The organism is Virgibacillus carmonensis (assembly GCF_057836705.1).
Genome location: NZ_JBYQFJ010000012.1, coordinates 1 through 20,777 on the forward strand (window position 1 = coordinate 1; position 20,777 = coordinate 20,777).

Genomic DNA, 20,777 nt, shown 5'->3' on the forward strand with positions numbered 1-20,777 from the left:
GCTTTGTTTCGTTACTTACATACTTGGTTGTTTTGTTCAGTTTTCAAGGAGCAAATTTCAGTACGCTTTTCAAAAAAGCGACTTTACTAATATACCATATTACTATTGTTGATGTCAACAGAAAGTTTCTTGATTACTAGTGTTAATGTAAAAGGTAAGTTTCTCACTGTTTTTTCGACAACCTATTAACTATAACATTTCCCATACCGATTGTCTACTATAAAATTATATTTCTATAAATCTGGAAAACAACTTCTTTCTGTTTTCTCTTTCACTACCAGCGCTGGCAATCAGCACTGTTTTTTAGCAGCAAAAATAATATTACTACTTCTAAGACGTGAAGTCAATACTATTTATAAATTTATTGAATAAGCCGGTTATAGATTAGTCAGGTTAAGGATCTCTCGTACTATTCTATCCAGCTGAGTGAACCAAACGAAAAGGAGCAGACTGCGTATGAACAGCAGCTACTCGAAAATACAAGCTGTTCCTTCTATGTATTTCCCCCCTCTCACCTTTTACCAAACCTCAGAAAAGTAACATCAGTTCAATTGTATCTAGTAAACCTGGCAACTTGGCGGAATGGGTATGATGCGAATCAGAACTAACGGCTATCCTATACGGAAATGAGTTGAGACACTCGATCAAAGTTTTATCACACGCACTCGATGCAAGTTCGAACCGCCTTCATCAAATCATCATTGGACCAGCTAGGAATACCTTTATGTTTTAAAGCGAGTTCGTGTGAGGCTGGAATATGGATAAAACCTGATGGAACGAAGAGATTCTCTTTTTGGAAATGATATAAGCCGTGATACATAACATTATTACATAGGTACGTTCCAGCTGTATTTGATATCTTTGCTGGCAAGCCTGACTCCACTAATCTTCCCACCATTTTGTCTACCGGCAGCGTGGAGAATAAACCATCCTGTCCATCCTCAAAAATCGCTTCTCCGTTTGGCACATGACCTGTATTGTCTGATTCCCCATCATTACAGTTAATAGCAATCCTTTCGGGTGTGACTTTATAGCGACCACCCGCTAACCCTAAAGAAATCAAGGCATCTGGCTGCACACTCTTTATATCATCAAGCAGTTGCTTCCCACTTTTTGAAAAATCAACGGTTAATACCTTACTCACGATTTCATAACCGTTTAGCGTAGAACCATCTAATTCTTCTACTATTTTTGCTGTGGGATTCACTGGAAAATCTAAAAACGGTTCGAATCCTGTTAATAATAATTTTTTCAAGCCTCTCACCCTCTTTTAATTATTCTGCAGACAAACCTGAATAAATAGAGAAAACCCGATCTTAGCCCAGTAAGGGTTACCCTTCTATTAAAGAGCCTCTTAACTCAGGCTGAATAGTGCAGCTGGCACTACTCAAATTATATTATTTTACTACTTTCTACTATAGTATATCGAATTCTCATCATGTGTTAAACCGCTGACCCTATGTACAAAAAAGAATTCCGACATTTTTTGATTTAATTTCATAAAAATGAACAAGATAATAGGAGTGAGTTTAACTTCTAGCAATTACAAAGGGAAGGAAGTTAAGTTTCACCTATAAAAGTGTAGGAGGGTCTTTTAATGTCAGAGGAAAATAAGAATCGCAATAAAGATAAGGGCAAACAGAACAATAGGACCAGACATAATAAGCAAGCAGCAGATGTTGAATTTGCTAATGAAAATGAAAATAATAGCGAATTTCTTAATTTAGACAACAAACAAAATAAAAGAAACCGCGATCAAAACAAATAGTAGCTTAACCAACAGTGAAAAGGTTGTGCCAGAGATTGATTTGGGACAACCTTTTTCGCTGATGCGTTGCATATGTATCTGTTGAAGAAAGTACTCATTTGAACCATTACTGCCGGTCACCGCGATAGAAAATTAGCCATAACATACAAAATTGGAAACTTGTATGTTATAGCAATCATTATTTCTTATTCTACTTATTAGTAACTCGCATGCTTCTTACTGTCGTTTTTTTGTTTTTTTATTATTAAACTTTTCGGCTGGTGTTAGTGGTTCATTAGCAAATTCATGATCAAACTCTTTTGACAGGTTACCCCTTACAGCTTGTTCATCACTTACTCCACCATTTATTTTATTCTTCTTATTTTTGCTCATCTACAACACCTCCATAAGTTATTTTGTCTTAATCAGCATTCATTATCCGTATATTTAGGATTTACAATGCTTGAAAATTAAACCACTTCATGGATTAATCTCTTCATTCATCTTATTTATCTTCCCCTTGATAAAAATGGGATTCCAATTCCTTTCTGATCGAATTAGGAATTGGTTCAGACTTCTGATCCTTCAAATTAAAATTCACATATGTGACAGTCCCTTTTGCACATAGGCGCTCTTCCTGCCAAATTTCCTCATATAACTGTAAACTTGAATTCCCTAATTTTTTCACCCATGTGTAAAAAGATACATTAATTCCGAAATAAATCTGGCCAACGTAGTCAACATTCATATTTAGAATAATCATTTTCCAATTAGCAAACGAATGATCAGGGGTAAATAATGTAAATAGTTCATTCCGTGCTGCTTCAAACCAAACCGGAATAGTCGTATTGTTAATATGACCAACCCCATCCGTTTCCGAGACCCTCGGCACTATAATTGTCTTATACATTTCCTTCTCATCCTTACTACGAATTTTGCAATATGCCTTCATATGCATTTGTGTAAATCTGCTTTACAGCTTTTTCATCTAATGCCTTAGGACTTCTACTAAGTAGTCTTTTTTGTTTTATTCCGTTTTTAGTTAATACTTCTATGTCTGCTGACTGAATATTGTAGGCTCGTATTGTGGTTGGCAATCCAACATCATTAATTAAATCAAATAAACTCCTTACCACCAGTTGAGCAATTTCCCGATCAGTCTTCCCCTCTGTTGGTAATGAAAAAGCCTCAGCCACATTTTTCATTTTGTCGATACAAGCCATCCATATATGATCATAAACATATGGTAAGAGAACTGCATTCGATTCACCATGTGATAATTTGAATAATCCACCCAGAGGATAAGCCAGGCCATGCACACCTGCAACTCCAGCATTATAAAAGCTTAAACCAGCTATCAAGCTGCCGAGTGCCATTTGTTCTCTTGCATTTTTATCCTTACCATTCCACACGGCCGTTCGAATGTTTCCTACTATTCGTTTCATTGCATCAAGTGCAAGCGAATCGGTTAAATGTGTTGCATTCACGGATGTATAAGCCTCAATCGCATGTGTCAGTGCATCTATTCCACTGGCAGCTGTTACTTTGGGAGGTAAGGTATATGTTAAGGTAGGGTCGACGATAGCATAATCAGCGAGTAGGTATTCATGTGTAATAACGTCCTTTGTATTTTCGAGTGAAAACACTGCTATATCAGTAACTTCTGCACCAGTTCCAGCTGTTGTCGGGATTAATACCTTTGGTAACCCCTTATGTAAAAACTTATTTGTCCCACTCAAATTCAGGTAATCCTCTACTCTTCCGTCATTTCCAGCTAATACTGCAGCAGCCTTTGCCAGATCAAGTGCACTTCCACCACCTACTCCAATAACCAAATCCGGTTGTTTTTCTCGAACCGCGTCAACTACTTGATTCCCAATTTCTGCAGGCGGTTCCGGTACTACGTTGGTAACCAAGTCAACTGTCACATTGTATTTTTCTACTATTTCCAGAATAGGATCAATCACACCAAGTTTTTTCAGCATAGGATCTGTTAAGATAAAAATCTTTTTGACCGCTAAGTCATTCAAAATATCCGCTAACTTGGTAAGCGATCCTTCCCCATGATAAATCTTTTTTGGCGATACAAATTGATCCATACTACACAACTCCCTCATCAATTGATTTTTAACATCTGTAATGCTCTAATAATTATGTATTTTATCAGGCATCGGTTACCTGTTAACAGGAAAAAGCCACTCAAGTTGAGTAGCCCTTATTCGTTAAGCAGTTTTCTTCCCTTTATCTACTGGTGGTTCTGTATGCTCACTGTTTTTCCCCCACCAAGTTGCCAAAATTGGTCCAGAAATATTATGCCAAACACTAAATATAGCGCTTGGTACTGCGGCTATCGGCGAAAAGTAGGCAAGTGCTAATGTAGCCCCGAGACCTGAATTTTGCATTCCTACTTCAATCGAAACGGCTTTCTGATCATGAAAGTCTAATTTAAATAGTTTTGCGATTGCGAAACCAATAACAAGCCCCAGCACATTATGTAAAACAACAACAGCGAAAATTAATAGGCCTTCCTTGACAATATTGTCCGTATTAACCGCTACTACTGCAGATGCTACAGCCACAATTCCAATCACGGAAACAAGTGGTAATGCCGCAACACTTTTTTCTACTTGCTTAGGGAATAATAAACGAATTACAATCCCCAGAACAATCGGGACCAAAACAATTTGTACGATTGACAGGAACATACTTCCAACCGATACAGGTAACCACTTACTCGCCAAAAGCAAGGTTAATACCGGTGTTAGAATCGGCGCTAGCAATGTGGATACGGCAGTTACCGATACAGATAGCGCAGTGTTTCCTTTCGCTAAGAAAGTCATAACATTTGAGGCAGTACCACCAGGACAGCATCCTACTAAAATAACCCCCACCGCAATGGCTGCAGGCAGCTGAAAAACGGTTGCAAGTCCAAAAGCAAGCAACGGCATAATAGTAAACTGAGCTAACACGGTAATTAGTACACTTTTTGGCGCTTGAAAAACAGCTTTAAAATCACTTAAGGAGAGCGTAAGCCCCATTCCAAACATAATGACTCCAAGGAGAAGCGCTATGTGTGGCGCAATCCACGTAAAACCTCCAGGTAAAAAGAAACTTAAAACAGCAAATAAGATAACCCATAATGCAAATGTATTGCTAGCAAAATTACTGATTCTCCCCAACGTCTTCAATGTACACCCTCCTACTATAAATTCTTAATAATATACCACTTCAGAATCTATTTGTCTATGGTGTTTTCAGACTATTGCTTACAATTAAAATAATCTCCATAATTTATTCTTTTGCACCCAACCATAACTATTCTAGGTAGTTATACTTCGTTCATAACAGTCTGAAAAAGTTTAGAACTTAAATCTGTCTTTCCCTTTCATCTATGCAGATCGCAGCAGCCTTTTTCTTACACCACTAGTATGAACCATGTAGGTTTAGGTGAAAAATAGACTGTAAACAGGCGGATGGAGGTGAAATATATGCGGACACAGTTAATCGAGGTATATTCACCTCGAGAGCTTAACTACCTAGATGATTTGTTAAATGACTTTTCTCTTATTTCCTATTGGGTTTCGAATCAATCAGAAGATCAAATACTGGTTCGTATTTTGGTGGAAAAAGAGGATGCGGAAGCTATTCTGAGTTATTTAGAAAAGCTGTCGAAAAAAAACGACGACTTTCAGGCACTACTTTTTTCTATACAAGCACATGTCCCGAAATCGGATAAAACGGTTCAAAAAGATGAGGACAAAGGGGAAGATTTGGAGGTCCAACGAGCGAGCCAACAGGAATTATATAATGTAGTTGATTCCTCAAGTACAATCAACGCTAGTTTCACCTGGTTTACTTTTTTCGCTGCCATTGTAGCTGCCGTAGGTATAATTCAGGATAGCCCGGCAATCGTCATCGGAGCAAATGTCATCGATCCAGTCATCGGACCTATTTTAGGGACTTCTTTCGCATCCGTATTGGGGGATTATAAGCTTATCCGTAAATCCATCCTTACCTCCCTTTTAGGGCTTTTCATTCCTTTTTCAATTTCCATGGGATTCGGTTATCTATATCCTCTTCCTACTGACAGCGGTCAGTTTCTAGCACAAACCAATGTTCAAATTTTAACTATTATTGTGGCATTTGCTGCAGGAGGCGCTGGTGCGTTGTCGTTTGCTAAACGTTCTCAGGGAACAATTGTGGGTGTGATGGTTTCCCTGGCAGTATTGCCCCCGATTGTTGTCATGGGGATGATGGTCGGCGCTGCTCAGTGGCACGCGGTGATTATGCCTTTATTGTTATTATTAGTGAATATTAATGGCATTCTTTTATCAGCTATCCTGGTTTTTTGGATCAGTGGCATTAAACCAACGAATTGGCGCGATATCGATAATGCTAATGTTTCACGAACTTATTCCTTAGTATTTATCGGAGCAATAAGTCTAGTCCTTATTTCAGCAGTTATTTTCCTTCAGTTGGAACCGTCTTTCTTTGGCGACTTTTCATTTGATAAAGTTGACGGGTAAGGGCAGGGCCAGCAAAGGCAGATGCAGTTGCCTTCTTCTAGTTCCCTCCCTTCCCCAACTCACTAAGCAGATAAATACCAAAATACGAAAAGGTATAGGATAATTACTTTATAGATTTTATCGTATGGAAACTCCTGATAATCACCAACAACCAAGCAACAAAAAGGGAATTGTTTCACTTCATGAAGAAAAATAACCAAGCGAAAGTTGGTGATGAAATGAAAATACGCAATGCTTTAAAAGAAGAAATTCCACGCATTCGGGAACAAAGAATGAACGCGTATAGCGAGCATACAAAAGCTATCTCAGACGAGCATTGGCAAGCTCTCAAAAAGGCAATATCTTCAAATGCCGATATAGGTCAGGGCGTCGAACTAATTGTTGCTGAAATAGAAGGTAAGATAGTTGGCAGTGTTGCTTTGTTTCCACCAAACACAGATGCTTACGACGGATATGTTGATGAACTTGACTACCCTGAAATACGAGTGCTAGCTGTTGATCCGGAAGCAAGAGGTAATGGAATAGCATCTGCACTGATCGCTGAATGCATCCTCAGGTCAAAAGCTAAAGGATTTATATCTGTTGGCTTACATACGGGGAGTTTCATGAAAGACGCGATAAAGTTGTATGAAAGAACAGGATTTGAACGATTGCCACAGTACGACTTTGAACCTGCAAACGATGGTGTAATTGTGAAGGCGTTTCGGCTTTATATTTGATTACGCACAAGGGCTAGGTCAAAAAAATGACCTTGCCCTTTCTTACTGTTTTAAATTTCACAGTAAAGACCAAAGACCTTCTTTCAAGTCAAACTATCTATTTACCCAACCACTTATTGGACTATTCTGGATGTTCCTTCACCCAGGATTCAGCTAATTCTTCAGGGGTTTCCCTTCAGTACCAATGGCCATCAACCATTCCCCAACTTGATCTAGAGTCAGTTTCATAGTAGAAAACAACGTAAAAGCTGTCGGAGATTGTTTTTTCAAATCAAGTGCTACACCAATTTGGACATCATCCAGTTTCCAAACATTTTTAGGATCATCTAAAAATTTATTATCCATCCTCACGAACATTGGATGCGGACGCCAAGCATTAAAGGCAACCCCACCTTTATCATCGTTGATACTCTGGGCCTGAGCCAGCATCGCAGCAGTACTGCTATTTTTTATTTCAAAATCCTTCATGAGGGAAAACAAACGGGATATGCCAGCAAGGCACCTCCCGTTTGTTTTCAAGATTATAACCCTGAACTGTTTTTTAATGGTTCAACAATAACCTTTTCATCCAATTCTTCTTCATGGTGTGGCTTTACCCTTTTTATAAAAAATGCAAGGATAAGTGCAACAAGCGCAATCAATGTTGAAACGAAAAAAGTGAAATTAATACCGTGCAACATCGCTTCATTCATAATCTGTTCTGTTGCAGGTTGCACAGTTGATTGCCCTGCACCAGCGTCCACAGTTCCCATTCCATCAGTGATTAAGTCCTTTGCTTTTGCCTCAGTTCGGTTGTTCATGATGGTAATCAGCAATGCGGTACCAATTGCACCTGATACCTGCTGCAACGTATTATTCATCGCTGTTCCGTGTGGGTTATTTTTCGCCGGTAGCTGATTCAATCCATTTGTCATCACCGGCATCATTACCATTGCCATCCCAAACATACGAAATGTATACAGCAGCACAAGAGTAGAATAAGCTGTATCCATACCAATTTCGCTAAAGCAGTAGGATGTAATTACTGTAATAGTCAACCCAGTCACAGCAAGTGTTCTCGCTCCGTACTTATCAAAAATCCTACCTGTAATTGGCGACATAATCCCCATTACAATTGCACCCGGAAGCATCAACAAGCCTGAATCAATCGGAGATATCCCACGAATCGTTTGTACATAGATTGGCATCAAGATCATCGCTGAAAACATCGCAACAGCAATAACCATTGAAATTGCTGAAGACAATGCGAACATTGGATATTTGTAGATTCGAAATTCAAGCATTGGGTCATCCATTCTAAGCTGACGGAGTACAAAGGTGATTAAAGCAAGTGCACCAACAATAATCGTAACGTACACATGCGGACTACCCCACCCCTTTTCTCCAGCAGAACTAAAGCCATAAAGCAAACCACCGAATCCAATACTTGATAAAATAAGGGAAATGATATCAAGCTTGATTGCACGTTGTGGTGTCACGTCTTTTAACTTAAAGATGGAGATAGCCAACGTTAATAGTGCGATTGGAAGCACAATATAGAACAACATTCTCCAGCTATAATGTTCAATCACCCATCCAGAAAGCGTTGGTCCAATGGCTGGAGCTGTAATCATGACAAGTCCAAATGTTCCCATTGCCGCCCCTCTTTTTTCGACTGGAAAAGCGGTAAGCATCACATTCATTAATAACGGCATCATAATCGCGGATCCTGATGCTTGAATCATGCGAGCTGTGAGCAGTACACTAAATGCTGGAGCAATACTAGCCAGAAATGTCCCTAAGGTAAACAATGACATGGCAGTAATAAATAACTTTTTATCTGAGAATCGTTGAATAAAAAATGCGCTCGCTGGTATTAAAATTCCGTTAATCAGCATATAACCTGTCGAGAGCCATTGGACGGAAGTGGCATTTACATTAAACTCCTCCATAATGGAAGGAAGTGCAACATTTAATAATGTCTCATTTAAAATGGCAACAAATGCTCCAATAAATAAAATGGCAATCATGCCAATAGGCGATTTGTCTTTAGTTGAATTGGTTTCCAACACTTTTAATCAGTCCTTCTTCCCATGTAAAATAAAATACTTTTATAGTTTATACCGATAGTCTATTAAATGCAATACGAAAATTTAATTTGAATGATAGTTATTGAAATGAAAGGGTTTTATGTCTAAAATAAAAATAGACCACTATTACAAAAAGGGTGATAAAATGAATGCAAAGAGAAAACAAATAATTGATGCTGCACACCAACTTTTTATCGATAAAGGATTCGCAATGACGTCGATTCAGGATGTGTTAGATAAGGCAGGGGTAGCAAAAGGCACGTTTTACAATTATTTCAATTCGAAAAATGAGTGCCTGCGGGCAATTTTAGAGTCTGTATCAGAAGAGGTAGATCAAAAACGCAGAGAAATTGCCATCGGTAAAGAAAATACTAATGATGAAGTCTTTGTTGAGCAAATCGCTGTACGAATGAATATGAATCGACAGCACCATTTGTTGGTGGTTTTTGAAACAGTGTCCTTTTCCGATGATGTTGAATTAAAGTCCTTTATGAAGGCACAACATCGCACCGAACTGCAATGGATTACTAAAAGACTCGGCGACATATACCCGCCTGCAGCAAGACCTTTCACATTAGATCACGCAGTAATTTTTGTCGGAACTGTTCATCACATGATGCAAGTATGGATGTTAGGATCAACGAAAGAAATTGCGACAGAGAAAATCATCCGGTATGCTCTTACCCGCGTTAAATCTATGGTTGACGAACAGGTGAAAAACGGGGAAGCCTTTTTACCGAAAAATTGGCTTGACCTTACTAGTGATAATGCCACAATAGACCTGGATAAGGTAATTGTGCAGTTAGAGGAGCTTAGTAGTAAACTTGAAGAGAAAGGCGTTTCAAAACAAAATGACATTGTTCAGTTCTTACTCTCTGAACTACAAGAAACTAACCCGCGTACCTTCTTACTGGAAAGTGTACTAATGTCATTTGAATATGCCTTTGAACAATCTGAGCTCGAACATGAAGCTAGACACATTGCTAAAATGACGTGGGAAATTATTTAGCTGAATGGGCTTTTAAAGATAAAAAAATCCTACTGGAATGTCCAGTAGGATTTCTGATGACTATCAAATAGAGATTAGTTTACAGTCGGGAATCCAAAGCCAGATGCGTAGTCATCACCGATAGCTGAACCAGATCCACCTAAGATATCATTGGTTGTCGCCCGGTTTTGAATCTCAGAGCGTATTTGTGCTGCTGAGTAGCTTGGGTTTTCTGCCCATATTTTTGCTGCCAATCCTGAAACGTGAGGAGTGGCCATGGACGTACCGCTAATCGTATGGTAGGTTCCGTCGTTCCAAGTTGATTCAATAGCACGACCTGGAGCAGAAACTTCTACATCAAGTTCTCCAATAACGTAATCACCATCTGTGTTTGGATTACCGCGAGAAGAGAAGTCCGCTATACGATAAGTTCCATTTTCCTGTACATCTTCAAGGGCAGCAACTGCAACAGCGTCAGTAAGTGCTCCAGGGTATCCAATTGTATTAGCAGATGGACCAGCGTTTCCTGCTGCTGCCACCACTAGAACATCATGGTCGTAAGCATACGTTACAGCGTCTGTAATAAGAGGAGACTCTGAACTAGCTCCTAATGACATGGAAATAACTGTGTTTACATTTAAACGAGTTGCTTCGTCTGCAGCGTGACGAATCGCTGCTGCAATATCATCCGAATAACCGGAACCACGGCGATTCAGCACTTTATAAGACCATAATTTTGATTCAGGTGCTACACCGTAGATACCAGAACCCGAACCTCCATCTGCAAGAACGGTTCCGGAAACATGTGTACCATGCCCGTTATCATCTTCACAGGAGTTTGTAATGAGATTTGCCTTTCTTTGACTAAAGTCTTTGCATTGCTCGATGTTGTTTGTCAAATCCGAGTGATTAATTACACCAGTATCAAGTACGGCTACTTTAACTCCACTTCCTCCAGAAGTAGTAGTAATTGAATCGTTTTGATACATAGCCTCCATACCCCATGGGGTTTGGTCATTAGGTTGGACTGTGCTAGTAGATCCAGGCTTGGCGTCCAAGGAGACCTTTTCAACGAGGTCTACTTTTAAATTTTTATTTTTTTGAAGTGCATGGAACTGTGCAGTTGTGACATCTGTCGTAAACCCTTGCTGATTGAAATCCCAGCGAACACCATAATTCTTTTTGGCATTAACCTTCGCATGTTCATTGATAGAAGTAATCAACACACGTAATCTGTCTGATTTCTCAGCTGCATCTGCCGGTGAGTTAAAAGAAGATCCAATAAGAATAAAAACCAACAAAATAATTCCTACTAACTTCAAGCTTTTCATCTGCAAAATCCTCCCTATTATTTTTTCTACTAAATAGCAGAAATGAAAATTCAGAATGTAAGATTTATTTGAATTTTCTATATCAATCCTATCATACTATTAATTACTCTAGTATTGAGAAAATCAGAGATGACAAGTAGCTTAATAGGTTGTTTTTTGTCTAGTTTTTTCAACGAGTACGGAAGTAGTAGGCCCTTTTATCTATTTATTAGTTTTCTAAAAAGTATTAATATATAGATAATATCATTGCTTACTTATATTTTAGTTGCTTTTTACACTATACTATTATTGATAAAGGCATATCCATTACATAATTACAAGATTTTCATAGGTCTTTTCAATACAAAAAAAGGGGTATTGTATTGGATATAGTAGAGAGCTATCCCGAAATTGAGTATGGAAAACTAATTTCTCACTACAGAATTAAAATCGGAATGAAACAACATGAACTTGCATCAGGGATTTGTTCCATTCCCTATTTAAGCAAATTAGAAAACAGCAAACTCGATCATGCCAACAATGAAACAGTAATCTTATTAATGAAACGATTACAGCTGGATGTAAACCTATTGGAGAAAGATAGATTTGAAACAAAAAAACGATTAGAAGATTGGTTCAAACTTATCAAATTCAAAAATACCAAAAAAGCGAAGGAAACTTATATACATCTCAAAGCATATTTCTCGGGAGAAGTCCTGGTTATGACGGCAAAATACTGGTTTGAATTAGTTGAAATTAGATATCTCATCTTACTAAATGAATTGGATCAAGCACGTGAACTTGTTACGAAAATTAGTAAATATGAGAAAAATTTAACTGCAGAGCAAGCAGGTTATTTCTTATACTTTAAAGGTATACTTCTGTGTGTAGAACACAAGCATAGTACTGGTTTAGTCCTGCTGAGTCAGGCTGAGACAACGTTTATAGAATTAAAAATTTTAAATGAGGAGTTATTGTATCATTTAGCCCTTACGCATAGTTATGTAAACAATATAACGCTAGCCATTTATTATGGGGAAAAAGCTTTGGTGTTATTTAATCAAATGGCCTATTATCCTCGAAGTATTGATTGCCAGTTAATACTGGCAATTAATTACACAAGGGTACAAAAGTTTCAAAAAGCTAATAAATATTATACCAATCTATTAGAAATTTCAAAGTCATCCGGGGACTCCGTGCTAACTGGGAAAGTGCTTAATAACCTCGGATATTTATATTCTCGGGCAGGAGATAGTAATCAATCAATAGACTACTACCTAGATAGTTTAAACTATAAACAACCTACAGAAACAAATTATGGGAACACTATTTATGGCCTGGTAGAATGTTACCTTAGCAAAAACGATCGTAGTAATGCTAAGAAGATAATAAAAGAAGGACTGTCAAAGATTCATCCAGAAGATAGAACGAACAAAGTAAAGCTCACCATTAAAAATTTAGAAATTGAAAAAAGTGCAGCACTTAAAGAATATCTAGAAAATGAAGTCCTTCCTTTCTTTAAGGCTAAAGGGGATTATTTGAATTTATGTGAAGCTTACGAGAAACTGGCTAACATTCATGCTGGGACCTTTCAATATAAGAAATCCAGCTACTATTATTCCTTAGCTATTCACTATCTTAAGAAAGGTAATAAAGAGAAAGGGGGGAAAACATGATGAAGAAAACAGTAAACGTATTAGCGATTTCAACACTTTTATTTGGAAGCTATCTTTTTCTAGAAGATTCAAACGATAGTACCTTTTATGCATCGCCTGAAGTTCAAGTTTATGGCGAAGATCACCCGGAATATTAAGTATAAGAGGCAGACTGAGTTTAATAAGGGTTTTTATGAAGATAGCGCGATTTTAAAATTAAATCGCGCTATCTTTATTCTTATAATGTTAGTTTCATCGTCCAGGATGTACCTGAAACACCGCACTTCCTAAACCCAAGTTTATTGTATAGTCTAACAGCACCAGAATTGCTGGGGTCCACGCTAAGGGATAATGAAGGATAATTATCATCCACGGCTTGTTGAATTATCTTTTCCATTAGGTTAGTAGCTACTCCAGCCCCTCTTGAGGCTTGAATCACAGCTAGTCCTAATTCAGGAGTATGATTGTCCACATACCCATAGCCTTTATTTTGTTCAGTGAACAGTCTATACCATACTGCGCCCACCGGGTTGTTTTTTTCATTAAAAGCTATTAATGCTCTATCTGTTTTCCTTCCCCATTCTTCACTGTATTTCTTAATATGAGGGAGATTTAGAAGTTCCATTTTGCTTGGTTTGTTTACTGGAATATGGATCGATTCATACATCATATCCGTTAAAAAAGGATAATCATTTTCCACAGCTTTATTTATTATAATCACCGAAACACCTCATCTTTTATTCAAAAAGGATTTTCTCTGGGTTTAAAACTTCTAATTTGGGATTTACGAAACGCCCATCTTTTCGTATTAATTGACCATCAAAATAAATTTCTCCCCCACCATATTCTGGGCGTTGTATATTTACCAAATCCCAATGAATAGCTGATTCATTCCCATTATCCGCCTCGTCAAAGCAGCTTCCTAAAGCAAGGTGAAAGCTACCATCAATTTTTTCATCAAATAACGTATTGTTCATTGGATCTTTAACTTTTGGATTAAAGGCTAACGCAAATTCACCAAGAAAACTAGCTCCCACATCAGTATTAAGTATTTCATTAAGTTTTTCCGAATGATTGGCCGTTGCCTTAATTACTTTCCCCTTGGCAAAAGTCAGTGATATATTTTCAAACGTCAAACCATTAAATGTTGAAGGTGTATTAAATGTGATCGTTCCATTTACCGAATTTCTTACAGGTGCTGTGTATATTTCACCATCGGGGATATTGTCTGTACCATCCCCCTTGATTACTCCCATGTTTTCTATGGAGAAGGATAAATCTATTTGCGGACCCTTAATTTCTACCAGATTCGTTTTTTTCATATAGTCCTTCAAAGGTTCCATTGCTTCAGAAAGTTTCTTGTAATCTACTGTGCAGATGTCAAAATAAAAATCTTCAAAAGCCTCTGTACTCATGCGAGCCTCTTGTGCCATTGATGCATTAGGAAAACGCGTGGTCATCCACTTTTTCTGATAGATTGCTTCAGACTGTAATCTACCATATGTTTTTGCATAAAGCTCCATTTTCCCACCTGGTATATCAGATGTTTCCGAGGTATTAACTGGACTTCTCAGGTTAATATAGCCATCCATTCTTGCTAAGCGTTCTACTTCCAATTCGGCTAACAGTTTAAACTGTTCTTCTGTACCACCAAGTATTAGCTGCCTTGTAACCGTGGCATCTCTCAAATCGGTATGGGCAAATCCACCAGCTTTATAAATTTCTTTGACGATTTCCCTTACAACACCAAGTTCAATTTCTGTATTCGTTTGGATCAGCACGTGTTCATTCGGTTGCACCTTTATTGAATGGTTTACCACTAATTCTGCTAGCCTTTGTATCCTTGGGTCCTTCATCATTAAACACCCCCTAAAATTTACTATCAGCTATTGTCCCTCCATTGTATAGAAATCATTGCTGCGGGTCATTGCTAATCTTTCAAAAAAGTCGCGATTCTCTACTTATAATTGTAACAATGCTTGGGCATCATCTGTTTTAGAAAACCGTATATGTATTTCCTTCCATTCGTCATAAGGTGCTCCTTTCTTCCTCTTCCATAGTGGAAGAAATTATCATGCCACCAATTTTCTAATTACATCGATTATAGTAATAGATCCGTATTGCTATTACTATCGTTAATTAATATGAAAAAGTGGCATGATTCCTTCGATAGTAACCCATTTACTACTAAATCTGAATCGGGTTTTACATTTTTCATCATCTCTACATATGCTTTTCTGCCGTGAGATAGATAAAAAGTTAAATCGTTTCGTACGTTGTTAACAGGTTCATCAGAATAATCAGTGTTTACATGGAAATTTAAGTCTACTATTAAATGGAAAGGTTAACCACCTATATTCCATTTGAATCCGATCTTAAGCGAGTCAAAAAACGAAGGGTCGAGCTTATCTCATTTATATGGCCCTGGTCCGCCCATAAGATAAAATAGTTATACGTAGATCCCTCTATTGCAATTGGTTTTGGATACTTGACGATTAAAGCCGCTTGCCCTCTCATCTCTGGTGGCTGGTCTGCTGATGGAAAAATAAAGCATGCTCCTTGTTCTCGGATTTGTGTTTGTACAATACGAGGTTCGGATCCGTATGGCAATAGTGGATGGAATGCCTCGTTTTGGCAAACTACATGAATCGTTTCCTCTGAGGAAATCGCTGAAATTTGGAAGAAGCCATCTGGGCCTTCATATCTTTGATCCGTTACCTTTTGCCAATGTGACGGGTAATCAAATTGAACGTTATAGACGGGATCGGTATAGGTTTTCTTTGAAAAAGAAATTGGTTTAGGGGACCATTGCAGAGCTGTAATAGAATCACCTTCGATTAGCTGAATCGGAACAGGGTGTAATATGTCAATTAACCACATTTCGCTAGCTGTTCCCTGATTATCACAGCCTGAAAGATAAGCAATTTTCCTACCATCTGAAGACCATGTAATAGGAGTTGCAAAGCAATCCGAAATAGCCTTGGTACGGTCGTTTTCTCCGTGCCGACCTGTTAGATTAACGAATGAAAAATAACCGACATCTTCAAAAGCAGTGGCACTGTATGCAATTTTCGTTGAATCCGGCGACCATACCGGGAAATAATTTTTCGCAAGCGGGCCTCCCCTCACTTCAAATACGATACCTGTTGAAATCTCTATGGTATAAATAATCGAGATACTAGCGCCGGGAGTTGTATACAGTACGTAAGATCCATCAGGGGAAAGACGAACATGGTTGAACGCTCCGCCCGTATTTTGGGTGATTTGACGTTTGCCAGATCCATCGGCTTGCATGTAGAAAAGCTGGCTAACCCCTGATGAATCAGGAGCTTGAAAAAGCAGTTCTGTACCGCTTGGAAACCATTGTACGTCTGTTGCACCGGGCTCGCTAAAACGATTCCCTTGGTGTGTAGTTAAATTGTATAAGATAATATCATTCTGTTTCGTATAAGCTAATTTTTGGCTATCTGGTGACCAATCTAAATAAATACCTAAGCCATCGGTAAATTGGTCTATACGAGCAATTAAACCTGCAGCTAACTCAACAACAAACAGAATGCCATTTTTTCCAACAAAAGCCATCCGTTGACTGTCCGGCGACCAAAATGGAGCCGAAAAAGATTCACCTAAGTCGGTTGTAATTTGGTTATTCATCCCTGTACTGGGATCATATACCCATACATCATAGCCTCCTCCACGATTCGAAGTATAAGCTATCAATCCGAGGTCCCCGGTAGGAGCATACGGAATGATCAATTTATTTCCCGGGAAAATAGTAGTAGAAGGAAGCTGGTTTACTTGCCTGATTAGCTCTGGGTTGCTGTTACCTCTTGTTACTACATTGAATTGCCTTGCAATCTGAAACAATGTGTCTCCGGGCTGTACAACGTAATAAGGAACACCAGGTGGGACGTTCAACAGTTGTCCGACTTGTATGATATAAGGTGGCTCAAGCTCATTTGCTTCGATAATAACCGATGGCGGTACACCAAAAAAGTGAGCAATTTTAAATACCGAATCCCCAGGGTTGACACGAACAACATCAACACCTGGAGGAATGGAAAGCTGCTGTCCGACATAAATCGTATAAGGTGAATTCAAATTGTTAGCGGCGATAAGGGAATCTAGCGGAAGTCCCCATCGTCTTGCAATTTGATACAACGTATCCCCGGGACGGACTGTGTAAAAATTTTGCATTATAACCCCTCCAAAACAGCTAATTGATCGCTGAAAATACTACCAATACTCTAGACTATCGATGTTATAACCGAAAAATGCATGTCTCCTATACAAAATAAAAAAGCTATCTCGTGGTTGTGAGATAACTTCTTTTTGAAAAATGGGCAAGACGCACCTTATACGTCTTTGTTTTCCAACTTCACTCCAATAAATTTCATTTCTGTCATATCTTCTATGGCGTATTTCACGCCTTCTTTTCCTATACCGCTCTGCTTGACACCGCCGTACGGATGGTTGTCTTGCCTGTAAGTGGATATCTCGTTAATCCAGACCCCACCCATTTCTAATTTTTCTGCAACACGCAATGCCCGGTCAATATCCTTTGTAAAGACACCAGCTTGAAGGCCATAGATGGAATCGTTTGAATAGCCAACCACCTCATCTTCTGTATCAAAAGGGATGACAGATACGATGGGTGCGAAAACTTCTTCTGCTATTACTTTCATGTTTTCATCCACATTTGTCATGATTGTAGGGGATAAGACAGTACCATTTCGTTCTCCACCTGTTTCAATTTTTGCGCCTTTTTCTACGGCATCATCAATCCATTGCTTCGCCCGTTTGGAAGCTTCCTCGTTGATCATTGGCCCGATATTAGTCTTTTCGTCCAATGGATCACCTATGTTTAACGCTTCTGTTTGTTTAATATAATTCTCAAGAAATGTATCATAAATATCTTTCTGTACATAAACGCGTTGGGCTGAGATACAGACTTGTCCAGAAAATGCGAACGCACCTTTAACTAATGCTTTAGCCGCATAGTCAATGTTTGCATCGTTAAACAAAATGTTTGGTGAGTTTGATCCCAGTTCAAGCGTTACTTTTTTGAAGCCGGCTGTTTCAACAATACTCTTGCCTACAGCTAGGCTTCCTGTAAAACTAATTTTATGAACCTTTGCATGGGTAACAAGAGGCTCGCCAACTTCTTTGCCAGTTCCAATAAGTAGATTGATGACGCCATCAGGCAGTCCCGCTTCTTGAAATAATTGGATGAGTTTAAACGCTGTTATGGGAGTTTTTTCCGCTGGTTTAAATACCACCGTATTTCCAGCTGCCAAGGCAGGTGCTAGTTTATGCAGCGATAAGTTTAGTGGGAAATTGAATGGCGTAATGGCTCCAACTACACCTAAAGGGATTCGTTTCACTAACCCTAGTCGATTTTCTCCCCCAATTGCAGCATCCATTGGAATAACTTCACCAGTAATATTCTTTGCAAGCTCTGCTGCGAAACGAAGCACCTGAACAGATCGCTCCACCTCGCCACGACTACCTGTTATTGGCTTTCCAGCTTCTTTACAAATAGTTAACGCAAAATCTTCCTTTTTTTCTTCCAATAAATCTGCCGTCTTTTGTAAAATAGCCGCTCGCTTGTGTGCAGGCATGATCTTCATGGTAGAATGAAAAATTTTGAAACATGAATCTACAGCATCATCAAGATCTTTTTTTGTGGCCAGTTTCAGCTCTGCAACTTTCTCCTGATTATATGGATTAACGACCTTCATGGACTGCCTCGTTTCTTCCTTTCGCTCTTTACCATCTATAATCGATCCAATCTGCATTTTTCTACCTCCTTTTAGCATTCGATGTTATCTAGCTTTTCCGTTAGCTTCATATTCTCGCTGTAATCAACTGGACAATCAATTAGTACAGGTTTGTTCAAATTAATCGCCCATTCTAAGATGGATGTTAAATCCTCCGTTTTTTCAACCTTCTTAGCTTCAAATCCATACGATTTTGCCAGTTGCACAAAGTCCGGATTTCCAAATTTAATATGAGTGGACCTCTTAAAGGCCTTCATTTGATGCCATTCAATTAATCCATATCCTTCATCTCTCCATAATAAAATAACAATCGGTAGGTTTAGACGCATTGCCGTCTCTAGTTCTGCACTTGTCATCTGGAAAGCTCCATCGCCACATACTGCAACCACATTCTTTTCTGGGTACACCATTTTGGCTGCAATTGCGCCGGGAACAGCTACCCCCATGGATGCCAGGCCATTCGAGATCAAGCAAGTATTTGGTTGATAGCAATGAAACATTCTGCCGACCCACATCTTATGTGCACCGACATCGGACAGAACTATACTTTCTTCGTCCAGAACCGATCGTAAATCAGAAATGATCTTTTGTGGCTTAACAGGGAAACTTGTATCCTGCTTAAACGCTTCCAGTTCATCCAAAGCTTGCTTGCGAACAGATTGAATCCAATCAATGCTTCTATCTTTTTTGGATATGATCTGCTTCAATTTCTTTAAATTTTCTTTGATGTCACCAACCACATTTAATGTCACAGGATAATGAGAATCCGTTTCCGCTTCCTGTGTGTCAATGTGTAAAATAGGAGTCTTAGCTTCAGGGTTCCAATTTATTGGTGGGTATTCTGCGATATCAAAGCCAATTGCAATAATCAGGTCAGCCTCATTAAACCCGCATGTGATATAGTCTTTTCCACCCATGCCTGCCGTTAACATGCTGCGATCATCTGTCCAAGAAAGTGCTCCTTTACCCATGAATGTATGGACGACAGGAATACTTGTCTCCTGTACGAAAGAGCGAAAATGTTCCGCAGCATGATCGCGTGTAATTCCATTACCTGCTAGAATGAGCGGTTGTTTGGCTTGATCAATTAGCTTCACAGCTTGCTCTACAACAGGGTCATCAGCCTCTGACATCGTATGGTTTATAATAGGAAGCGGCGATCCTTCTACTTCCATTCCCGCAACGTCCTCGGGTAGATCAATGTGCGTGGCACCAGGTTTATCCTGTGTGGCAACTTGAAACGCTTTCCGAACAACCTCTGGAACAATCTCACCTTTCTTAACCTGGGCATTCCACTTGGTTACTGGTTTGTAAATATCAACAAGGTCATAGTACTGATGCGAAATTTTGTGTTGACGCTCAAGTCCCGCTTGTCCAGTGATCGCCACAATCGGACTTAGATCCATGTTTGCGTTTGCGACACCGGTTAACAGGTTCGTTGCACCAGGTCCAAGCGTCGCTACGCATACACCTGGTTTTCCTGTTAATCTTCCATACGTCCCAGCCATAAAGGCCGCACCGGTTTCATGTCTTGTTACTATAAAATTAATACTCGAGTCATGAAGCGCGTCCATGACATCAATATTCTCTTCACCAGGAACACCAAAGATATATTCAACTCCTTCGTTTTCCAAGCATTTGACGAGTAATTCTGCTACTTTCATATACAACATCCTTCACAAAGTAAGTAATAGATGTATTTTTAGTATAAAGTGCTAATTTTATTTACTTTTTTTATAGATGCCTTAAAAAGTACTATTTAAAAGAGATACGGATCACCATGACTAACTTTTACTTTGTCATATTAATCCCACCTATTTTAATACTGTTTTTTTCTATTTAAAATAAAAAAGCACATATTGATGGACTACTTCACTACCTCCTACCATGTTTTAATAGATTCTTTAATCAATTTACAAAAAGTCGTGTTCTACGACCATTCCTTTGCTTAACCGTTGAATATACTACTTATAAACAAGTTAG

The 20,777-nt window shown here is 38.8% G+C and carries 19 protein-coding genes; 6 read left to right on the top strand and 13 right to left on the bottom strand.

Features of this window, described 5'->3' with window-relative positions; genetic code table 11:
- Nucleotides 1-655: 655 nt before the first annotated feature.
- Nucleotides 656-1,255, bottom strand: coding sequence for a pyroglutamyl-peptidase I (locus AC3G7N_RS11135; protein ID WP_489422226.1), 600 nt, complete (start codon nucleotides 1,253-1,255; stop codon nucleotides 656-658).
- 342 nt (nucleotides 1,256-1,597) lie between these two features.
- On the opposite strand from AC3G7N_RS11135, the gene AC3G7N_RS11140 reads away from it, so the two are divergent.
- Entirely contained in the window at nucleotides 1,598-1,768 is a 171-nt protein-coding gene (locus AC3G7N_RS11140; protein ID WP_489422227.1) for a hypothetical protein, read from the top strand.
- Nucleotides 1,769-1,984: 216 nt separating this feature from the next.
- Here the strand turns inward: AC3G7N_RS11140 and sspO are convergent, their stop codons facing one another.
- The 4 genes from sspO to AC3G7N_RS11160 all read right to left on the bottom strand — a co-directional run bounded on the left by sspO (nucleotide 1,985) and on the right by AC3G7N_RS11160 (nucleotide 4,935).
- On the bottom strand, nucleotides 1,985-2,140 hold the full coding sequence (sspO, locus tag AC3G7N_RS11145) for a small acid-soluble spore protein SspO (protein WP_489422228.1): 156 nt from the start codon (nucleotides 2,138-2,140) through the stop codon (nucleotides 1,985-1,987).
- Nucleotides 2,141-2,252: 112 nt separating this feature from the next.
- Nucleotides 2,253-2,657 (bottom strand): acyl-CoA thioesterase, encoded by a 405-nt coding sequence (locus AC3G7N_RS11150; RefSeq protein WP_489422229.1) that lies wholly within the window; start codon nucleotides 2,655-2,657, stop codon nucleotides 2,253-2,255.
- Nucleotides 2,658-2,673: 16 nt separating this feature from the next.
- The gene (locus AC3G7N_RS11155) at nucleotides 2,674-3,846 is read right to left on the bottom strand and encodes an iron-containing alcohol dehydrogenase (RefSeq protein ID WP_489422230.1); all 1,173 of its coding nucleotides are present in this window, start codon (nucleotides 3,844-3,846) and stop codon (nucleotides 2,674-2,676) included.
- A gap of 123 nt (nucleotides 3,847-3,969) precedes the next feature.
- Entirely contained in the window at nucleotides 3,970-4,935 is a 966-nt protein-coding gene (locus AC3G7N_RS11160) for a bile acid:sodium symporter family protein (RefSeq protein WP_489422231.1), read from the bottom strand.
- A gap of 300 nt (nucleotides 4,936-5,235) precedes the next feature.
- On the opposite strand from AC3G7N_RS11160, the gene AC3G7N_RS11165 reads away from it, so the two are divergent.
- A complete protein-coding gene (locus AC3G7N_RS11165; protein ID WP_489422232.1) occupies nucleotides 5,236-6,273 on the top strand; it encodes a TIGR00341 family protein in 1,038 nt (345 codons plus the stop codon).
- Between the two features lie 218 nt (nucleotides 6,274-6,491).
- Nucleotides 6,492-6,992, top strand: a complete 501-nt coding sequence (locus tag AC3G7N_RS11170; protein WP_489422309.1) for a GNAT family N-acetyltransferase — start codon at nucleotides 6,492-6,494, stop codon at nucleotides 6,990-6,992.
- Between the two features lie 153 nt (nucleotides 6,993-7,145).
- Here the strand turns inward: AC3G7N_RS11170 and AC3G7N_RS11175 are convergent, their stop codons facing one another.
- A complete protein-coding gene (locus tag AC3G7N_RS11175; protein WP_489422233.1) occupies nucleotides 7,146-7,460 on the bottom strand; it encodes a glycine betaine ABC transporter substrate-binding protein in 315 nt (104 codons plus the stop codon).
- Nucleotides 7,461-7,513: 53 nt separating this feature from the next.
- On the bottom strand, nucleotides 7,514-9,001 hold the full coding sequence (locus tag AC3G7N_RS11180; protein ID WP_489422310.1) for a DHA2 family efflux MFS transporter permease subunit: 1,488 nt from the start codon (nucleotides 8,999-9,001) through the stop codon (nucleotides 7,514-7,516).
- Nucleotides 9,002-9,206: 205 nt separating this feature from the next.
- Here AC3G7N_RS11180 and AC3G7N_RS11185 point away from each other — a divergent pair, with 205 nt between their 5' ends.
- A complete protein-coding gene (locus tag AC3G7N_RS11185) occupies nucleotides 9,207-10,070 on the top strand; it encodes a TetR/AcrR family transcriptional regulator (RefSeq protein ID WP_489422234.1) in 864 nt (287 codons plus the stop codon).
- A 74-nt stretch (nucleotides 10,071-10,144) separates the two neighbouring features.
- On the opposite strand, the gene AC3G7N_RS11190 is transcribed toward AC3G7N_RS11185, so the two are convergent.
- A complete protein-coding gene (locus AC3G7N_RS11190; protein ID WP_489422235.1) occupies nucleotides 10,145-11,380 on the bottom strand; it encodes a S8 family peptidase in 1,236 nt (411 codons plus the stop codon).
- Nucleotides 11,381-11,814: 434 nt separating this feature from the next.
- Between AC3G7N_RS11190 and AC3G7N_RS11195 the strand changes: the two genes are divergently transcribed.
- Both AC3G7N_RS11195 and AC3G7N_RS11200 read left to right on the top strand, forming a co-directional pair.
- A complete protein-coding gene (locus AC3G7N_RS11195) occupies nucleotides 11,815-13,035 on the top strand; it encodes a tetratricopeptide repeat protein (protein ID WP_489422236.1) in 1,221 nt (406 codons plus the stop codon).
- Nucleotides 13,032-13,172 carry a hypothetical protein gene (locus tag AC3G7N_RS11200; protein ID WP_489422237.1) on the top strand — a complete coding sequence of 47 codons (141 nt, stop codon included), beginning with the start codon at nucleotides 13,032-13,034 and terminating at the stop codon, nucleotides 13,170-13,172. The genes AC3G7N_RS11195 and AC3G7N_RS11200 overlap by 4 nt, the downstream gene beginning before the upstream one ends.
- A gap of 80 nt (nucleotides 13,173-13,252) precedes the next feature.
- Here AC3G7N_RS11200 and AC3G7N_RS11205 read toward each other — a convergent pair whose 3' ends face one another.
- From AC3G7N_RS11205 to AC3G7N_RS11225, 5 genes are all read right to left on the bottom strand, one after another.
- Nucleotides 13,253-13,735 carry a GNAT family N-acetyltransferase gene (locus AC3G7N_RS11205; RefSeq protein WP_489422238.1) on the bottom strand — a complete coding sequence of 161 codons (483 nt, stop codon included), beginning with the start codon at nucleotides 13,733-13,735 and terminating at the stop codon, nucleotides 13,253-13,255.
- Nucleotides 13,736-13,751: 16 nt separating this feature from the next.
- Nucleotides 13,752-14,873: an aminopeptidase gene (locus tag AC3G7N_RS11210; RefSeq protein WP_489422239.1), complete on the bottom strand. Its 1,122-nt coding sequence runs from the start codon at nucleotides 14,871-14,873 to the stop codon at nucleotides 13,752-13,754.
- A gap of 493 nt (nucleotides 14,874-15,366) precedes the next feature.
- Entirely contained in the window at nucleotides 15,367-17,211 is a 1,845-nt protein-coding gene (locus AC3G7N_RS11215) for a LysM peptidoglycan-binding domain-containing protein (RefSeq protein ID WP_489422240.1), read from the bottom strand.
- A gap of 158 nt (nucleotides 17,212-17,369) precedes the next feature.
- Nucleotides 17,370-18,812: an aldehyde dehydrogenase family protein gene (locus AC3G7N_RS11220; protein ID WP_489422241.1), complete on the bottom strand. Its 1,443-nt coding sequence runs from the start codon at nucleotides 18,810-18,812 to the stop codon at nucleotides 17,370-17,372.
- 14 nt (nucleotides 18,813-18,826) lie between these two features.
- On the bottom strand, nucleotides 18,827-20,458 hold the full coding sequence (locus AC3G7N_RS11225; RefSeq protein ID WP_489422242.1) for an acetolactate synthase large subunit: 1,632 nt from the start codon (nucleotides 20,456-20,458) through the stop codon (nucleotides 18,827-18,829).
- Nucleotides 20,459-20,777 lie beyond the last annotated feature (319 nt).